The following is a 15,371-nucleotide window of genomic DNA, read 5'->3' as shown; positions in this document are numbered from 1 at the left end:
GACTGCGCCCCCCACCATCTGGTAGGGGGCGCAGTCGCTTGTTGAGACCCCGTCGGGCGACAACTCGCCCCAGATGGCACAATCGGTGCATGGAACGCGACAGCCAACTCAAGCTTTACGGCCAAGTCGCCGACCGATTGAAGGAAGCGCACACAAGAGTGCGCGCACTGCAAGTCCCGGAGGGCGTAAGGATGGCGCTGTCCCGGAAGCTGTTGGTCATCACGGCCGCGGCTAAGCACGATCTCCCGGATGCGGCAAGGCGTCTGGACCGGTTGATGAAGGACCTCGATGAGGGCCGATTCCCCGAAGGTGACTGACTCTGCGGAACTGTGCAGCGGTCGACTTCGTTGCGGCACTAGGGTGATTAGCCCGTTTCGTGTTTGATTTGCGGTATATATCTGCCTAACGTGCGAAAACGCTTGAACACTTTCGTTCTGGCAATGTCTCCGAAGGGGAAGACGTGAACAAGGCGCAGCTCGTAGAAGCGATTGCCGACAAGGTCGGAGGCCGCCAGCAGGCCGCCGACGCCGTCGACGCGGTACTCGACGCGATCGTCCGTGCGGTTGTCGCGGGGGACCGGGTCTCGGTCACCGGCTTCGGCTCGTTCGAGAAGGTCGACCGCCCGGCCCGCTACGCCCGCAACCCGCAGACGGGTGAGCGCGTGCGGGTCAAGAAGACCTCGGTTCCCCGTTTCCGTGCGGGACAGGGCTTCAAGGACCTGGTGAGCGGCTCGAAGAAGCTCCCCAAGGGCGGCGAGGTGTCCGTGAAGAAGGCGCCCAAGGGCAGCCTCTCGGGCGGTCCTTCCACCCGTACGACGACCAAGGCCGCCGCCAAGAAGGCCGCCGCCAAGAAGGCCACGGCGAAGAAGACCACCGCCAGGAAGACCACGGCGGCGAAGACCACCGCGGCCAAGAAGACCACGGCGAAGAAGACCACCGCGGCGGCGAAGAAGACCACGGCGGCCGCGAAGAAGACCACCGCCGCGGCGGCGAAGAAGACGACGGCGGCCAAGAAGGCCACCGCCAGCAAGACCGCGCCCGCGAAGAAGGCCACGGCGAAGAAGGCGCCCGCGAAGAAGACCACGGCGCGCAAGACCACGGCGAAGAAGGCCACTGCACGGAAGAAGTGAGACCGAGCAGCGCAGGCTACTCACACGCGCCGGGCCGGGCTCCCCTCGGGGAGCCCGGCCCGCGGGCTGTCATGGGTGCGGTCCCGCCCGGCGGGTCAGAAGGTCTGGAGGGTCACCAGGGTGATCCGCAGCTGTGCGCCCTCGCCGCTGCCCTCGATCCGCACCCGCTGGCCCGGGCGCAGCAGCCGCAGACCGCCCGCGTCGAAGGCCCGGGCGTCGAATTCCACCGGGGTGCCGTCGTCGAGCAGCACACTGCCGGTGCGGGTCTCGGGGTCGTAGGTGTACGAGGTCGCCTGCATGGACGGCAGCCTATCGGTCCGGCGAGGAGGTCGTCGCGGGCTCGGCGCGGGGGGCTCCGGGGCCCCGGTGCCGCGCCGTGTGCGCGCCGACGCCCAGGGTGAGCGCCGCCCGCAGATCGTCGCCGGTGTCCACGTCCTGGCGCACCGAATCGATGCCGGCCAGATCGATTTCCACCGCACCTGACTCCAGGTGCCGGGCCCGGGAAGGGCCGCCGAACGCCGGGCGCAATTCCACCCCGGGCGAAGCCGACAGAAATGTCGTCCCGATTCCTGCCGCATCGGTCACAAATGCCCGAGGGAATTCGGCGGAATAATCGAGCACCCGGGCCAATTCTTCCGGGCGCAGCGCGGGCAGATCCGCGTTGAGCGCGGCGACCGCGGCCCGGGGCCGCCCGGCCCGTACCGCCCGCTCTCCGTGTGCCAGCGCGGCGTTGAGCCCGCGGTCGGGCTCGTCGGGGACGATCCGCGCCCCGATCGCCGTGAGGGCCGCCGAGGCCTCCGGGTCGTCCGTGACGACCACCACATCCAGTACCGCCGGGCAGGAAAGGGCGGCGGCCACCGTGTCCCGGGCGAATGCCAGGGCGAGCAGGGGGCGCAGCTCGGCCCCCGTCGCGGGCGTCAGCCTGCTCTTGGCCCGCGCCAGGGGCTTCAACGGGACGACCAGGGACCAAGGACCGGCCGGGTCGGTGTTCGTGGCGATCTCCCCCTCGGTGCGCATCGCCGCCTATTCTCGCCTGCCGGTGCGAGAACCTGGAGGGTCGGTCCCGAAAGCGGGGCGTACGGTGTTCTCGACAGAGCAGGGGCCTGGGGCGAGACTTGACCGTCGGTGACCAGGCAGAGTTCAGGTCCTTAGAGGAAGGTGTCCGAGTGTCCCGCCGCAGAATCGGCTTCTGGTACCGCCTGGCGGCGGTGATCGCAAAACCGCCGCTGGTGGTTCTGTTCAAGCGTGACTGGCGGGGGATGGAACACATTCCGGCCGAGGGTGGATTCATCACCGCGGTCAATCACAATTCCTATCTGGACCCGCTTTCCTACGGTCACTTCCAGTACAACACCGGACGCGTGCCGCGGCTTCTCGCCAAGGCGGGCCTGTTCAAGACCCCCTTTGTCGGAATGATGCTGCGCGGCACCGGACAGATCCCGGTCTACCGCGAGACGACCAATGCGCTGGACGCCTTCCGGGCAGCCGTGGACGCCATCGAGCGCGGCGAATGCGTCGCCTTCTACCCCGAGGGCACCCTCACCCGCGACCCCGACATGTGGCCGATGGCCGGCAAGACCGGCGCCGCCCGGGTCGCGTTGATGACCAAGGCCCCGGTCATCCCCGTCGCCCAGTGGGGCGCCAACTTCGCGATGCCGCCGTACGCCAAGGAGAACAAGCTCCGGCTGTTCCCCCGCAAGACCCTTCAGGTGCAGGCCGGACCGCCCGTGGACCTCTCCAGGTTCTACGGCCTGGAGCCGACGCCCGACGTCCTGCGCGAGGCGACCGAGGTCATCATGGCCGCGGTGACCGCGCAGCTGGAGATCGTGCGGGGCGAGCAGGCCCCCGCACAGCCCTACGACCACCGCAAGGCCCGTGCGGAGCAGCGGCGCAAGGCAGAAGGAAAGGGACCCAAGTGACGCACCCCGCAAAGGCGGCCGTCTTCGGAACCGGCTCATGGGGTACGGCCTTCGGCATCGTCCTCGCGGACGCCGGCTGCGAGGTCACCCTCTGGGGCCGTCGCGCCGAGGTCGCCGAGGCCGTCAACACGACCCGTACCAACCCGGAGTACCTGCCGGGAATTGAGCTGCCCGCATCGGTCCGGGCCACCACCGACGCCGTCGAGGCGCTGGACGGCGCCGACTTCGCCGTGCTCGTGGTGCCTTCGCAGACGCTCCGCGCCAACCTCGCCGAATGGACCCCGCACCTCGGTTCCGACACCGTCCTCGTCTCGATGATGAAGGGCGTCGAACTCGGCACCGCGAAGCGGATGAGCGAGGTCATCGAGGACGTCACCAAGGTCTCCGCGGACCGGGTCGCCGTCATCACCGGCCCCAACCTGGCCAAGGAGATCGCCGAACGCCGCCCCGCGGCGGCTGTCGTCGCCTGCCAGGACGAGTCCGTGGCCCAGCGCCTCCAGGCCGCCTGCCACACCTCGTACTTCCGCCCGTACACCAACACCGACGTGGTCGGCTGCGAGCTCGGCGGCGCGGTGAAGAACGTCATCGGCCTGGCCGTCGGCATCGCCGACGGCATGGGCCTCGGCGACAACGCCAAGGGTTCGCTGATCACCCGGGGCCTCGCCGAGACGACCCGCCTCGGTCTGGCCATGGGCGCCGACCCGCTGACCTTCTCCGGACTCGCGGGCCTGGGCGACCTGGTGGCGACCTGCTCCTCACCGCTCTCGCGCAACCACACCTTCGGCACCAACCTCGGCCGCGGCATGACGCTCCAGGAGACCATCGCCGTCACCAAACAGACCGCCGAGGGCGTCAAGTCCTGTGAATCGGTGCTCGATCTGGCCCGCCGGCACGGCGTCGACATGCCCATCACCGAGACGGTCGTCGGCATCGTCCACGAGGGCAAGCCGCCGATGGTCGCGCTGGGCGAGCTGATGTCGCGCAGCGCGAAGCCCGAGCGGCGCTGAGACCGGGCGGGGCGGGCGGACAGGTGAACCTCCCGGTCACCGCTCCGGTGGCCCCGGCCGCGCTGACGACAGTGGTACCAGCAGGTACGCTCAACGCGATATGAGCAGCGAGAACCTCCCCCAGAGCCCGGAGCAGCAGCTCCGCAAGCCGCGTGTGGCCGTCGTGTTCGGCGGCCGCAGCTCCGAACACGGCATCTCGGTCGTCACGGCCGGCGCCGTCCTGAACGCCATCGACCGGACCAAGTACGACGTCCTGCCGATCGGCATCACGACGGACGGCCGCTGGGCGCTCACCGCCGACGAACCCGAACGCATGGCCATCACGGACCGGAAGATGCCGGAAGTGGCCCAGCTGGCCGAGTCCACCGAGGGCGCCGTGGTGCTCTCCGTCGACCCCGGCAGCCGCGAAGTGGTGTACAGCGAGCCCGGCTCGGTGCCCAAGGCGCTCGGCGAGGTCGACGTCGTCTTCCCGGTGCTGCACGGCCCGTACGGCGAGGACGGCACCCTCCAGGGGCTCCTGGAGCTCTCCGGTGTGCCCTATGTCGGCGCCGGTGTGCTCGCCTCGGCGGTCGGCCAGGACAAGGAGTACATGAAGCGGGTCTTCATCTCCTTCGGGCTGCCGGTCGGCCCGTACCTCGTGGTCCGGCCCCGCGAGTGGGACAACGACCCCTCCAGTGCCCGCAAGCGCATCGTGGAATTCGCCGGCGACCACGGCTGGCCGCTCTTCATCAAGCCCGCGAGGGCCGGCTCGTCCATCGGCATCACCAAGGTCGACGACCTCTCCGGACTCGACGAGGCGATCGAGGAGGCCCGCCGCCACGACCCCAAGTTCCTGGTCGAGTCACTGCTGCGGGGCCGCGAGATCGAGTGCGGGGTGCTGGAGTTCGAGGACGGTCCGCGCGCCAGCGTGCCCGCCGAGATCCCGCCGGTGACCTCGCACGACTTCTACGACTTCGAGGCCAAGTACATCGACTCGGCCTCCGGGATCGTGCCCGCCCCGCTCACCGAGGAGCAGACGGCCGAGGTGCAGCGGCTCGCGGTCGAGGCCTTCGAGGCCACGTCCTGCGAGGGGCTGGTCCGTGCCGACTTCTTCCTCACCGAGGACGGCACCTTCGTGATCAACGAGATCAACACCCTGCCGGGCTTCACCCCGATCTCCATGTACCCGCGGATGTGGCAGGAGAGCGGCGTCAGCTACCAGGAGCTGGTGGACCGGCTGATCCAGGCCGCGTTGAGGCGCCCGACCGGCCTGCGCTGAGTCCGTTCCGGGCGCCGCACGGCGTGCGCTCGCGCGCGCCGTGCGCACGCCCTACAGCCCGGGAACCGTCTTGCGGACGGCCGGGGCGAACGCGGCCAGCGGGCTCGCGTCATGGGCGTACGCCGCCGACAGGGTCACCTCGACGTACGCCTTGCGGTAGGTCGTCGTGAAACGCGGACCGGCGTCCTCGGACTGCTCCAGCAGCCAGTTGACACCGTCCGCCTCGGTCCCCTTCGCCATCGGGTCGTCCATCTTCGCGGGCCGGGGGACACCGCAGCGCAGTACGATCTCCCCGTCCCCCCACTCGGCGGTCAGTTCGGACTTCGGCCCGGCGTCCCCGCGGTCGAGTCCGGCAACGGTCTTCGGCAGCTCCTCGTGCAGCGCACGGCAGTAGGCCGCGGCTTGCGGGGACGGGCTGGGAACCGTGATCGACACCGCGGTGTCCGTCGTGGAACAGCCCGCCGCGGCCAGCAGCAGCGCGGCGACGGACGGGCCGAGGAACATGGGGTGGCAAAGCCGGCGCGAAGAGGTCACCGGCTCAGCGTAGACGGGGGCTACAGATGGACGACCGGGCAGGTCAGGGTTCGGGTGATGCCTTCCACTTGCTGGACCTTGGCGACCACCATGCGGCCGAGTTCATCGACCGTGTCGGCCTGGGCGCGCACGATCACGTCGTAGGGGCCGGTGACGTCCTCTGCCTGGATCACTCCCGGAACTCTGGCGATGGTCTCGGCGACGGTCGACGCCTTGCCCACCTCGGTCTGAATAAGGATGTACGCCTGTACCACGGAACCTCCAGGGCGGCCACGAGGATCATGTGGGGGAGAAAGGGACGCCACGGTATCGCGTTGCCGCGTGCCGCGGGGAGACCTGCGGGCCGTTGACGCCCACAGCGTGGCGTACACAAGACACAAGTTGACGTATCTCTTGACAGTACCGACAGCAGTGACGGCCCGCGACCGCAAGCGCAGCGGTCCGGAAGGGGGACGGGCATGGCGTTGACCAGCGGTGCGGACCGCTCCCCGGGGCGGCGGCCGGTCCACGGCGCGGACCCCCGGCCGCCGAAGCAGCCCGGACGACCGTCCGGCGCGATAGATGAGAGGTGAGACTCGGTGAAGGGAACCGTGGGCGAGTTGGGGGAGTTCGGGCTCATCAGGGAGCTCACTTCCCGGCTCACCACCACTCCGGCGGTACGGCTCGGCCCCGGCGACGACGCCGCGGTCGTGACCGCTCCCGACCGCAGGGTCGTGGCCAGTACGGACATCCTGTTGGAAGGACGGCACTTCCGCCGTGACTGGTCGACGGCGTACGACGTCGGCCGCAAGGCCGCCGCCCAGAACCTCGCCGACATCGCCGCCATGGGCGCGGTGCCCACCGCGTTGCTGCTCGGCCTGGTCGTCCCCGCCGAACTCCCGGTCACCTGGGCCGGTGAACTGATGGACGGCATCCGTGACGAGTGCCAGGTCGCGGGCGCGGCCGTGGTCGGCGGAGACGTGGTGCGCGGCGAGACGATCACCGTGTCGATCACCGCGCTGGGCGATCTGCGCAACCACGAGCCGGTCACCCGCTCCGGCGCCCAGCCCGGCGACGTCGTCGCCGTCACCGGCTGGCTCGGCTGGTCCGCCGCCGGGTACGCGGTGCTCTCCCGCGGCTTCCGTTCGCCGCGCGCCTTCGTGGAGGCCCACCGGCGCCCCGAACCGCCGTACCACGCGGGCCCCGCGGCCGCCGGGCTCGGCGCCACCGCGATGACGGACGTGAGTGACGGCCTCGTCGCCGACCTCGGGCACATCGCCGAGGCCAGCAAGGTCCGCATCGATCTGCGTTCCGGGCTCATCGACATCCCCTCGCAGATGTCCGACATCGGGCAGGCCGTCGGCGTCGACCCGCTCCAGTGGGTGCTGACCGGCGGCGAGGACCACGCGATCGTCGCCACCTTCCCGCCGGACGTGAAGCTGCCCGCCCGCTGGAAGGTGATCGGCGAGGTCCTCAACCCCTCCGCGCTGCCGCAGGTGACGGTCGACGGGGCGCCGTGGACCAGCAAGAGCGGCTGGGACCACTTCGGGGACATCGAGGACGCCTGAGGGCTGTCCGGCGGATCGGGGCCGAACAGGCCCCAGTAGATTTCGGCGTATGCCCATATCTGCTGCGGTACCCGCCCGTGTCCTCACCGTCGCCGGATCCGACTCCGGCGGCGGTGCGGGCATCCAGGCCGACCTGAAGACGATGCTGGCGCACGGTGTGCACGGGATGAGCGTGCTGACCGCCGTCACCGCCCAGAACTCGCTGGGGGTGCAGGGCGCCTGGGAACTGCCCGCCGAGGCGGTGCGCGCCCAGTACCGCAGCGTCGTCGACGACATCGGGGTGCAGGCGGTCAAGACCGGAATGCTGTCGTCGGCCGTCCTCGTGGAGACCGTGGCCGGACTTCTTGCCGACACCGACGCCCCGGCCGTCGTCGACCCGGTAGGTGTCTCCAAGCACGGCGATCCGCTGCTGGCCGCCGAGGCGCTCGATTCCGTACGGACTAAACTGCTGCCGGTCGCCGCGGTCGCCACCCCGAACCTGGACGAGGTGGCACAGCTCACCGGCATCCACGTCGAGGACGAGGCCGGGATGCGGCGGGCCGCCGCCGCGCTGCTGGAGTTCGGACCGCGCTGGGTCGTCGTCAAGGGCGGTCATCTGCCGGGGGAGCCCGTCGACCTGCTGACGGACGGCGCCGAGGAGCACTGGCTGCGCGCCCCCCGGCACGACAACCGTCACACCCACGGCACCGGTTGCACCCTCGCCTCGGCCGTCGCCTGCGGACTGGCCCTGGGGCAGGACGTGCCCGCGGCGGTACGGCACGCGAAGGCGTACGTCACCGGGGCGATCATGGCGGGCTTCCCGCTGGGCTCCGGGATCGGCCCGGTGGACCACGGCTGGCGGACGCGCACCGGCTGACGGCTCCCCGGCGCACGGCGCGAAAGGCCGGGAGCACAGCAAAAAGCCGGTCCACCGAGGTGGACCGGCTTTTCGGGCAACCGGAAGGCTGCGCTACGACGGGAACGTCAGCGCGCGACCTTGCCGGCCTTGATGCACGAGGTGCAGACGTTGAGCCGCTTCGGCGTCCGACCGACCACGGCACGCACGCGCTGGATGTTGGGATTCCAGCGACGGGACGTACGGCGGTGCGAGTGCGAAATGTTGTTGCCGAAGCCCGGCCCCTTGCCGCAGACGTCGCAGTTGGCAGCCACGGGTCACTCCAAAGACTTCAGATGCACTTACAGTGAAATCCGGCGCGCCGGAATCATTTGACTGAAGTGGCGGTACCGGAGGGATGGCCCGACTCTCGTCGGGCAACCGAAGCAGCATACAACGGCTGCGTCGGTAGAACGAAACTACCATGGGTTTCACCGACCCCCTCCCGCCCCTGTCCCCGCCGGACCCGGTGCACGGGGTACTACCCTGCGATGCAGCCGGCCGCCCACGGCCGAATCCGAGGAGGACCGACAGGTGCCGCAGACCGCCGACGACATGGACGCCGTCGCGGTGCGCACCTGGTGCTCACTGGCGCTGGAGGCGCTGGGCCGGGAGCGCGAGGCGATCGACGCGATCAACGTGTACCCCGTCGCCGACGGGGACACCGGGACGAACCTCTACCTCACCGTGGAATCCGCGACCCAGGCCGTCGAGGCGGTCTTCGCCGCCCACGAGACCGGTGGGACCGTGCCCGCCACGGCCGACGCGGTACGGGCCATGGCGCACGGCGCCCTGATCGGCGCCCGGGGGAACTCCGGCACGATCCTGGCCCAGTTGCTGCGCGGGATGGCCGGGGTACTGGCCGACGGCCATGACGCGGACCGGCTGCGCCGGGCGCTCGCCGTCGCCGCCGCGGCGGCCCGGCAGGCCGTCGCCCACCCCGTCGAGGGCACCGTGCTCACCGTGGCCACCGCGGCCGCCGAGGCCGCCGCCCGCACCGAGGACGGCGCCGGGACCACACAGGTCGCACGGGCGGCGTACGAAGGGGCGCGCACGGCCCTGGAGGCGACCCCCGGACAGCTCGCCGTCCTCGGCCGGGCGGGCGTCGTGGACGCCGGCGGACGGGGCCTGGTGACCGTGCTCGGGGCGCTCGTCGAAGCGGTCTGCGGCCGGGCGCCCGAGCACCGGCGGACGGCGATGCCCATCGTTCCCGTGCCGGACGACTGCGCGGAGGCCGACGCGGAGGGCGGACCGGCCTTCGAGGTCATCTACCTGCTGGAGGCCACGGACGACGCGGTGGACCGGCTGCGGACCCGGCTCGACCGGCTCGGCGACTCGCTGGTGGTGGTGGGCGGCGACGGGCTGTGGAACGTCCATGTGCACGTGGACGACGCGGGCGCGGCCGTGGAGGCCGGGGTCGAGGCCGGGCGGCCGTACCGGATCCGGATCACTCACTTCGGCGCGGACCGGGTGCACCCCCACGCCGAGCCCGTGCAGCGCGCGGTCGTCGTCCTGGTCCCCGGCGACGGGCTCCGCGACCTGTGCAAGGAGGCCGGGGCCACCACGGTGCTGGCCCGCCCCGGCGAACCGCCTGCCAGCGGCGAACTGGTCGACGCGATCCGCCGGGCGAACGCCCGCGAGGTGGTCCTGCTGCCCAACGACGCGGAGCTGCGCCACACCGCCGCGGCCGCCGCCGAACAGGCCCGCGCCCAGGGCGTCCGGGTCGCCCTGATCCCGACCAGGGCCGCCGTCCAGGGCATCGCGGCCCTCGCCGTCCACGAACCCGACCGCAGCTTCGACGAGGACGTGGTGGCGATGACCGCCGCCGCCGGCGCCACCCGCTACGCCGAACTCGCCGTCGCCGAACGGCAGTCCTGGACCATGGCGGGCATCTGCCAGGCGGGCGACGTGCTGGGTCTGATCGACGGCGACGTCGCGGTCATCGGCGAGGACGTGCCGCGGACCGCCCGCGACGTGCTGGACCGGATGCTGGCGGCGGGCGGCGAACTGGTCACCCTGGTCCTCGGCGAGGACGTCCCCGAAAGCCTCGCGGACGCGCTGGAGGAGCACGTGCGCGAGGGCTATCTGGCGGTGGACACGGTGGTGTACCGGGGCGGCCACCAGAGTGCCCCGCTGCTCATCGGGGTGGAGTAGCGGAGCCGGCCCGAAGGCCGTCGGGGGCCGCCCGGCCGCCGCTCAGGCGCCGGTCCGCCGGCCCACGTACTCCAGCAGCGCCTCGGCCTCCGCGCGGTGCTCCTCGCCCGTCCCGTCCGGCTCCCCGGCCCCGTGCATCTCCAGGACCCTCCGGGCCCGCTCCCGGGCCGCGTCCGGACGGCCCAGGTCGGCCTCCAGCCAGGCGGCCATCAGCTCGGCGGCCGAGCGCAGACCCGCGTAACCGGTCCCGGCCCGCGTGAAGCCCGCGACCGCCCGGTCCAGGTACCCGAGGGCCTCCTCGTACTCCGGCGCCTCGCCCGGCTCGCCCTGGCAGACATGGGCGATCAGTTCGCCGGTCTGGCGGTGGGTGTCCGCGAGCTCCGCGAGCAGCCGGGGCGCCCCGTCCGCCGGGCCCGATGCCAGCGCGTCCTCGCACTCGCGCGCGGCCTCCGCCATGAACGTCCGCGCCGCCGCCGGGCCCGGCTGCCCCGGGCGGATCGCGATCCAGGCCCGCACCCGCAGCGTCCGCACCAGCGCCGGGACATCGCCCAGCTCGCGCCACAGCTCCCCGGCCCGTGCGTACGCCAGCTCCGCCTGCGGGTCGAGATCGGCCCGGTAGAGCGCCTGCGCGGCCAGATTCGCGAGCATCGCGTGGTCGTGCTGCTCGGGCCAGCCGCGTGCGATGTCCGCCGCCCTCAGCCAGTGCCCGGCCGCCTCCCTCGGCTCGTGCAGCGCCGTGAGCGCGTCGCCGAGCCACCACAGCGTCTGCACGACCGTGCCGTCACCGTGCTCCTGCGCCGTGATGTCGGGCAGTACGGCCTCCAGCACCGCGGCGGCCTCCGCCGCCCGGTCCAGCCGGAGCAGCCAGCCGCCGAGCTGATGGCGGGCATGGGCCCCGAGCGTCCCGCCCTCGCCCGACTCGTCCGCCCAGTGCGCGGCGTCCAGCGCCTGCTCGACCGCCTCGGCGAACTGCCCGGTACCGGCCAGGATTTCGGCGAGCCGCAGATGCAGCCGGGCCCGTCCGCGCGCCGGGACGAACTCCGCCCCGTGCTCCAGCGCGGCCCGTGCCGCCCCCTCCGCCCGCTCGTACTCCTCCAGTTGGGCGGCGAGCGCGGACGCCTTGGCCAAGTACTCGACCGCGTACCAGGGCAGCCCGGCTCCACCGGTCTCGGCGGCGGCCCGCTCGTACCGCTCCAGCGCGCCGTGCGGGTCGTCACGGAACGCCGCGACGTCGCCGAGCAGATCCAGCGCCTCCGCGGTCCGGGTGGCCACCCCCGGCTCCCCGCGCAGCGGTTCGGTGAACGCGAGCAGCTCCCGGGCCCCCTGTTCGAGACCGGCGACGGCCGATTCGGCGGCCGGCTCGTCCGGGGCGTCCTGCACCAGCCGGGCGAGCACGCGGGCCCGGCACACCAGCACGGCGCCCGCCTGGCGGGCGGTGGCCGCGCCGTCGGCGTGCAGGGCCAGGACCCGGTCCACCACCGGCGCGATCGCGGCCAGCGCCCCGTCCGCTCCGCCGGGCTCCAGCGCGCGGGCGTACGCCGCCCGGCCCGTCGCGGCGGCGGCCTCGCCCGGGTCACCCGCGGCCCCGTAGAGCGCGGCGGCCCGCTCGAAGGCGGCCGTCGCCTCGACGGGCGGCAGCGAGCCGTACATCGCCCGGTGGTCCTCGACGCACGCGCGGTCGTGGTCCGACAGACCGGCCGCGGCCCCGTCCGGACCGGCGGCCCGGTGGGCGACGGCTTCCCAGGCGGCCCCGGCGTCCGGGCGCTGGGCGTCGGAGAGACGGTGCGCCTCGGCCAGCAGGGCGGTCAGGTCCAGCGGCGTCCTCGCAGGTGTCCCCGGGGACGGCACCGGGGCGGCCTCCGGCTTCCCGGGCGGTGCGGCCGGCCGCCCCGCCCGTACACCGAGCGGCAGCCGGTCCACCAGCGGCCGGCGGTCCAGCCGCTCCCGCACCAGCGTGCCCACCTGCGCGGTGCCGTTGCGGGCGTCGAACCGGGCGGCCAGCTCCAGCGCCCGCGCGCGGGCGTGCGCGGCCAGCGAGGAGGCGGTCCAGTCGGTCCCGGCGGGCCCCGGCACCGACTGCCCGCCGTGGCCGAGCGCGGTCAGCCGGTCCATCAGCAGCGCCGTGACGGCCAGGTAGTCCATCAGGCTGCCGGGGTTCCCGCTGTCGGTGAAGTACGCGGGCCGCTCGGCGAGGATTTCGAGGCCGCGGGCCTCGTTGCCGGTCAGGGCGCAGAACTCGATGTGCTGCGCGGCCGCGTTGCGCATGCTCTCCATCGGCCGGACCATCCGGTACCCGCGCAGATGATGGGCACGGGCCTGTTCCGGGCGGCCGGTCCGCAGCAGCGGCAGCAGCGAGGCCGCCAGCACGGCGTGCGGCTCATGGGCGCAGGTGTGTTCACCGGCCAGCACCGGCGCCCAGCTCTCCAGCGCCTCGTCGTCCAGGCCGAGCTGCGCCAGCCAGCCGCCCTGTTCATGCAGCTCACAGGCGTGGCAGTTGGCCATCCGGTCGCGGTCGGCCGCCTGCCAGGCGGCGTACGCCCGCTCGGCACGCGGCAGATCGCCCAGGTGGCGGGCGATCTCCAGCTCGCCCTGGCACACGGCACGCTCGGAGTGACCGGCCAGCTTGTAGCGGTGCTCCATCTCGCTCTGCCACTTCTCGATCGCGGCGAGCGGGATGTGCGGCTGGTCGACCATGGAGCTGGAGACCCACTTGAACATCCAGAACAGATGGTGGGTCATGAAGTCGCTGAAATCGCCGGGCCGTTCGTCCCACATGCGCAGCAGCCGCGCGAAGGGCACGAACATCTTGTCCTTCTCGGAGCTGTAGTTGTAGACCTGCATCTGGTGCGTGAGCGCCTCCACGACCAGGGCGGCGTCCCCGGTCTGTTCGGCCTCCGCCAGCAGCTGCTCCGCGCGGGCGTTGCGCGCGGGGCCCTCCGGCTCCCCGTCGTTCTCCCGCAGGGCCTGGCGGATCGTGGTGACATCGGGGCTCATCGGCCGTCCTCCTGGGGGTTCGCGGGGGAGTGTCCTGGGGCTGCGGGATGCGTGGCCCACTCCAGCAGGCCCATGAACGCCCGGTTCAGCAGCGCCGAGTCGGCCGGCCGCAACGGGCGCCGCGCCATCAGCAGGGCCTGCCCGTACAGCGCCTCGACGGCACTGCCCACCAGCTCCGGGTCGCGCAGCGAACCGATCCGGCGGATCAGCGGGTTGAGATGGTTCAGTACGAGCCGGGCGCGCGGCGCGCTGCCGCGCAGCGAGCCGAGGATGCCCGCCCACAACTCGTCGGCCTGCTCCTCCGCATCGGCGCGGGCCTGCTCGTGGCGGGCCGCCCGGTCGTCGAGATGCAGCGCGGGCACGGTCAGCGGATGGAAGGCGCGCAGCGCCACGTCGCAGCCCAGCGGGTCCAGCCTGGCGCGGGCCGTGGCCAGGAAGGCCCCGAGCGCCAGTTCCTGCGCCGGATCCACCGAGTCCAGATGCGCGGTGACGGTGTCCGCGTCCAGCTCCGCGACCACCGTCCCGGGCCGGACCGAGGGCAGCCGCTCGACCAGCTCGGTGTCGTACGTGTAGCCGCCGTTGACCACCCCGATGCCCTGCGCGGAGGCGATCGCCGCGACCTGCCGGTACTCCTCCACGGTCCGGGTGAAGTGCACCACCGGATGGCGCCGGGCGAACTCCTCCAGCGACAGCTGCCCGTCCGTCGTCTCGAACGGCAGCCACGGCAGCATCGTGCGCAGCATGGCGCCGTCGTGCCGGGCGAGCGACTTCACTCCCAGGTGGTGCACGGAGAGGAACTCCGCGAGCCGCTCCGGATCACCCGCGGCGAGATCGGTGAGCCACTGCCTGATCCGGTCGCCGAGCGCCTCCCGCACGGCGGCCAGGGTCTCGTCCGCGTACAGGGCCTCCCGCGAGGCGGTGGGCCGCAGCGTGTCCGTGTCGATGACGCAGCGTACGAAGAACGCCCAGTCGGGCAGCAGTTCGTCGGCCCGGTCGGTCAGCAGCATCCCCTTCAGATGCACCCGGTGACCGGCCCGCTGCGCCGGACTCACGGCCGACGGCAGCACGTAGGCGACGCCGCGGATCCCGGCGAGCGGCAGATCCAGAGCGATCGCGTCGAGCGGCGCGAAGCCGAACTGCTCGTGGCAGTGCCGGGCGAGCGCCACCCGCCGGGCCGCCGGGCTCGGGTACTGCCGGTCCCACGGCGCCGGCAGTGCGGTGACCGCGGCCTCGCCCACCCGTACGTCGTAGGGCAGCAGCGAGCCGAAGTCGCGGGCCAGGGCGAGCACCCGCTCCTCGGTGAGCCAGTCCCCGCTGCCGGGCCGTGCGGTCAGGTGCACGGTGGTGCCCGGCTCGGTCCGCGCGTCGTCGGGCAGCGTACGGACGGTGTACGAACCGTCGTCGCGGGCGCACCACTCCACGGGCGGCGCTCCGGGCGTACGCGCCGAACGGCTCACCACCCGGATCTCGGCCGCGACGACGAAGCAGGCCAGCAGCCCGATGCCGAACCGGCCGAGGAAGCCGGCGCGCGCCGGGGCGAGGGCATCCGGCCCGTCGCGCTTGGAGCTGCGGCCGATCGTCGCGAGCAGGCTGTGCACATCGGTCTCGGTCAGACCGATCCCGCTGTCCTCGATCCGGAGCCGCCCGCCGTCCGTGTGCAGCCGTACCCGGGCGGGCGCGTCCGGCTGCTCGGCGCGGCGGGCCGTGATGGCGTCCACGGCGTTCTGCAGCAGCTCGCGGAGGTAGACCCGCGGGGAGGAGTAGAGGTGGTGGGAGAGAAGGTCGACCAGTCCGCGCAGATCCACCTGGAAGGTGTGCGGGGACCGGCCGGAGGAATCGGTGTGTTCGGGGGACGCGGAATTCGCTGAGGTCTCAGATGTCATCGTCGCAGCGCCGGTGGGGGGCCTGTGCCTCGGCCGGCGAGGCACTCGCGACAGCGCGGGTCGGGCGATCCC

General features: G+C 72.5%; 15 protein-coding genes. 8 read left to right on the top strand and 7 right to left on the bottom strand.

The genetic code is table 11. The features are described 5' to 3' along the window. The first annotated feature begins 89 nt into the window (after positions 1 to 89). Together ACFYY1_RS30995 and ACFYY1_RS30990 are read left to right on the top strand one after the other, a co-directional pair. On the top strand, positions 90 to 317 hold the full coding sequence (locus tag ACFYY1_RS30995) for a hypothetical protein (RefSeq protein WP_072487271.1): 228 nt from the start codon (positions 90 to 92) through the stop codon (positions 315 to 317). A gap of 143 nt (positions 318 to 460) precedes the next feature. Beyond that, positions 461 to 1,129 (top strand): HU family DNA-binding protein, encoded by a 669-nt coding sequence (locus ACFYY1_RS30990; RefSeq protein WP_388591433.1) that lies wholly within the window; start codon positions 461 to 463, stop codon positions 1,127 to 1,129. A 95-nt stretch (positions 1,130 to 1,224) separates the two neighbouring features. Here the strand turns inward: ACFYY1_RS30990 and ACFYY1_RS30985 are convergent, their stop codons facing one another. Together ACFYY1_RS30985 and cofC are read right to left on the bottom strand one after the other, a co-directional pair. Then, positions 1,225 to 1,428, bottom strand: a complete 204-nt coding sequence (locus ACFYY1_RS30985) for a hypothetical protein (RefSeq protein ID WP_351254779.1) — start codon at positions 1,426 to 1,428, stop codon at positions 1,225 to 1,227. 10 nt (positions 1,429 to 1,438) lie between these two features. Continuing rightward, positions 1,439 to 2,146, bottom strand: a complete 708-nt coding sequence (cofC, locus tag ACFYY1_RS30980; protein WP_388591431.1) for a 2-phospho-L-lactate guanylyltransferase — start codon at positions 2,144 to 2,146, stop codon at positions 1,439 to 1,441. 149 nt (positions 2,147 to 2,295) lie between these two features. Here cofC and ACFYY1_RS30975 point away from each other — a divergent pair, with 149 nt between their 5' ends. The 3 genes from ACFYY1_RS30975 to ACFYY1_RS30965 all read left to right on the top strand — a co-directional run bounded on the left by ACFYY1_RS30975 (position 2,296) and on the right by ACFYY1_RS30965 (position 5,313). Next, positions 2,296 to 3,048: a lysophospholipid acyltransferase family protein gene (locus tag ACFYY1_RS30975; RefSeq protein ID WP_388591429.1), complete on the top strand. Its 753-nt coding sequence runs from the start codon at positions 2,296 to 2,298 to the stop codon at positions 3,046 to 3,048. Next, complete coding sequence (locus ACFYY1_RS30970; RefSeq protein ID WP_388591428.1) at positions 3,045 to 4,055, top strand: NAD(P)H-dependent glycerol-3-phosphate dehydrogenase; 1,011 nt, start codon at positions 3,045 to 3,047, stop codon at positions 4,053 to 4,055. The genes ACFYY1_RS30975 and ACFYY1_RS30970 overlap by 4 nt, the downstream gene beginning before the upstream one ends. 100 nt (positions 4,056 to 4,155) lie before the next feature. After that, positions 4,156 to 5,313, top strand: coding sequence for a D-alanine--D-alanine ligase family protein (locus ACFYY1_RS30965; protein ID WP_388591426.1), 1,158 nt, complete (start codon positions 4,156 to 4,158; stop codon positions 5,311 to 5,313). 51 nt (positions 5,314 to 5,364) lie between these two features. On the opposite strand, the gene ACFYY1_RS30960 is transcribed toward ACFYY1_RS30965, so the two are convergent. Both ACFYY1_RS30960 and ACFYY1_RS30955 read right to left on the bottom strand, forming a co-directional pair. Next, entirely contained in the window at positions 5,365 to 5,817 is a 453-nt protein-coding gene (locus tag ACFYY1_RS30960; protein WP_388591514.1) for a DUF3515 domain-containing protein, read from the bottom strand. Between the two features lie 50 nt (positions 5,818 to 5,867). Next, positions 5,868 to 6,101, bottom strand: coding sequence for an Lrp/AsnC family transcriptional regulator (locus ACFYY1_RS30955; protein WP_072487263.1), 234 nt, complete (start codon positions 6,099 to 6,101; stop codon positions 5,868 to 5,870). Positions 6,102 to 6,425: 324 nt separating this feature from the next. Here ACFYY1_RS30955 and ACFYY1_RS30950 point away from each other — a divergent pair, with 324 nt between their 5' ends. Continuing rightward, positions 6,426 to 7,394 (top strand): thiamine-phosphate kinase, encoded by a 969-nt coding sequence (locus ACFYY1_RS30950; protein ID WP_358949535.1) that lies wholly within the window; start codon positions 6,426 to 6,428, stop codon positions 7,392 to 7,394. Between the two features lie 49 nt (positions 7,395 to 7,443). After that, a complete protein-coding gene (gene thiD, locus ACFYY1_RS30945; protein WP_388591424.1) occupies positions 7,444 to 8,250 on the top strand; it encodes a bifunctional hydroxymethylpyrimidine kinase/phosphomethylpyrimidine kinase in 807 nt (268 codons plus the stop codon). A gap of 107 nt (positions 8,251 to 8,357) precedes the next feature. Here thiD and rpmB read toward each other — a convergent pair whose 3' ends face one another. Continuing rightward, the gene (rpmB, locus tag ACFYY1_RS30940; protein ID WP_030928661.1) at positions 8,358 to 8,543 is read right to left on the bottom strand and encodes a 50S ribosomal protein L28; all 186 of its coding nucleotides are present in this window, start codon (positions 8,541 to 8,543) and stop codon (positions 8,358 to 8,360) included. 259 nt (positions 8,544 to 8,802) lie between these two features. Here rpmB and ACFYY1_RS30935 point away from each other — a divergent pair, with 259 nt between their 5' ends. Next, positions 8,803 to 10,422 carry a DAK2 domain-containing protein gene (locus ACFYY1_RS30935; protein WP_388591423.1) on the top strand — a complete coding sequence of 540 codons (1,620 nt, stop codon included), beginning with the start codon at positions 8,803 to 8,805 and terminating at the stop codon, positions 10,420 to 10,422. Between the two features lie 42 nt (positions 10,423 to 10,464). Here ACFYY1_RS30935 and ACFYY1_RS30930 read toward each other — a convergent pair whose 3' ends face one another. Together ACFYY1_RS30930 and ACFYY1_RS30925 are read right to left on the bottom strand one after the other, a co-directional pair. Continuing rightward, positions 10,465 to 13,416 (bottom strand): tetratricopeptide repeat protein, encoded by a 2,952-nt coding sequence (locus ACFYY1_RS30930; RefSeq protein ID WP_388591421.1) that lies wholly within the window; start codon positions 13,414 to 13,416, stop codon positions 10,465 to 10,467. Beyond that, positions 13,413 to 15,299 carry an HSP90 family protein gene (locus tag ACFYY1_RS30925; protein ID WP_388591420.1) on the bottom strand — a complete coding sequence of 629 codons (1,887 nt, stop codon included), beginning with the start codon at positions 15,297 to 15,299 and terminating at the stop codon, positions 13,413 to 13,415. The genes ACFYY1_RS30930 and ACFYY1_RS30925 overlap by 4 nt, the downstream gene beginning before the upstream one ends. Between the last annotated feature and the right edge of the window lie 72 nt (positions 15,300 to 15,371).

Source organism: Streptomyces sp. NPDC001890, assembly GCF_042891445.1.
Taxonomy (GTDB): Bacteria; Actinomycetota; Actinomycetes; order Streptomycetales; family Streptomycetaceae; genus Streptomyces.
This window is presented reverse-complemented; position numbering and strand designations above follow the sequence as displayed.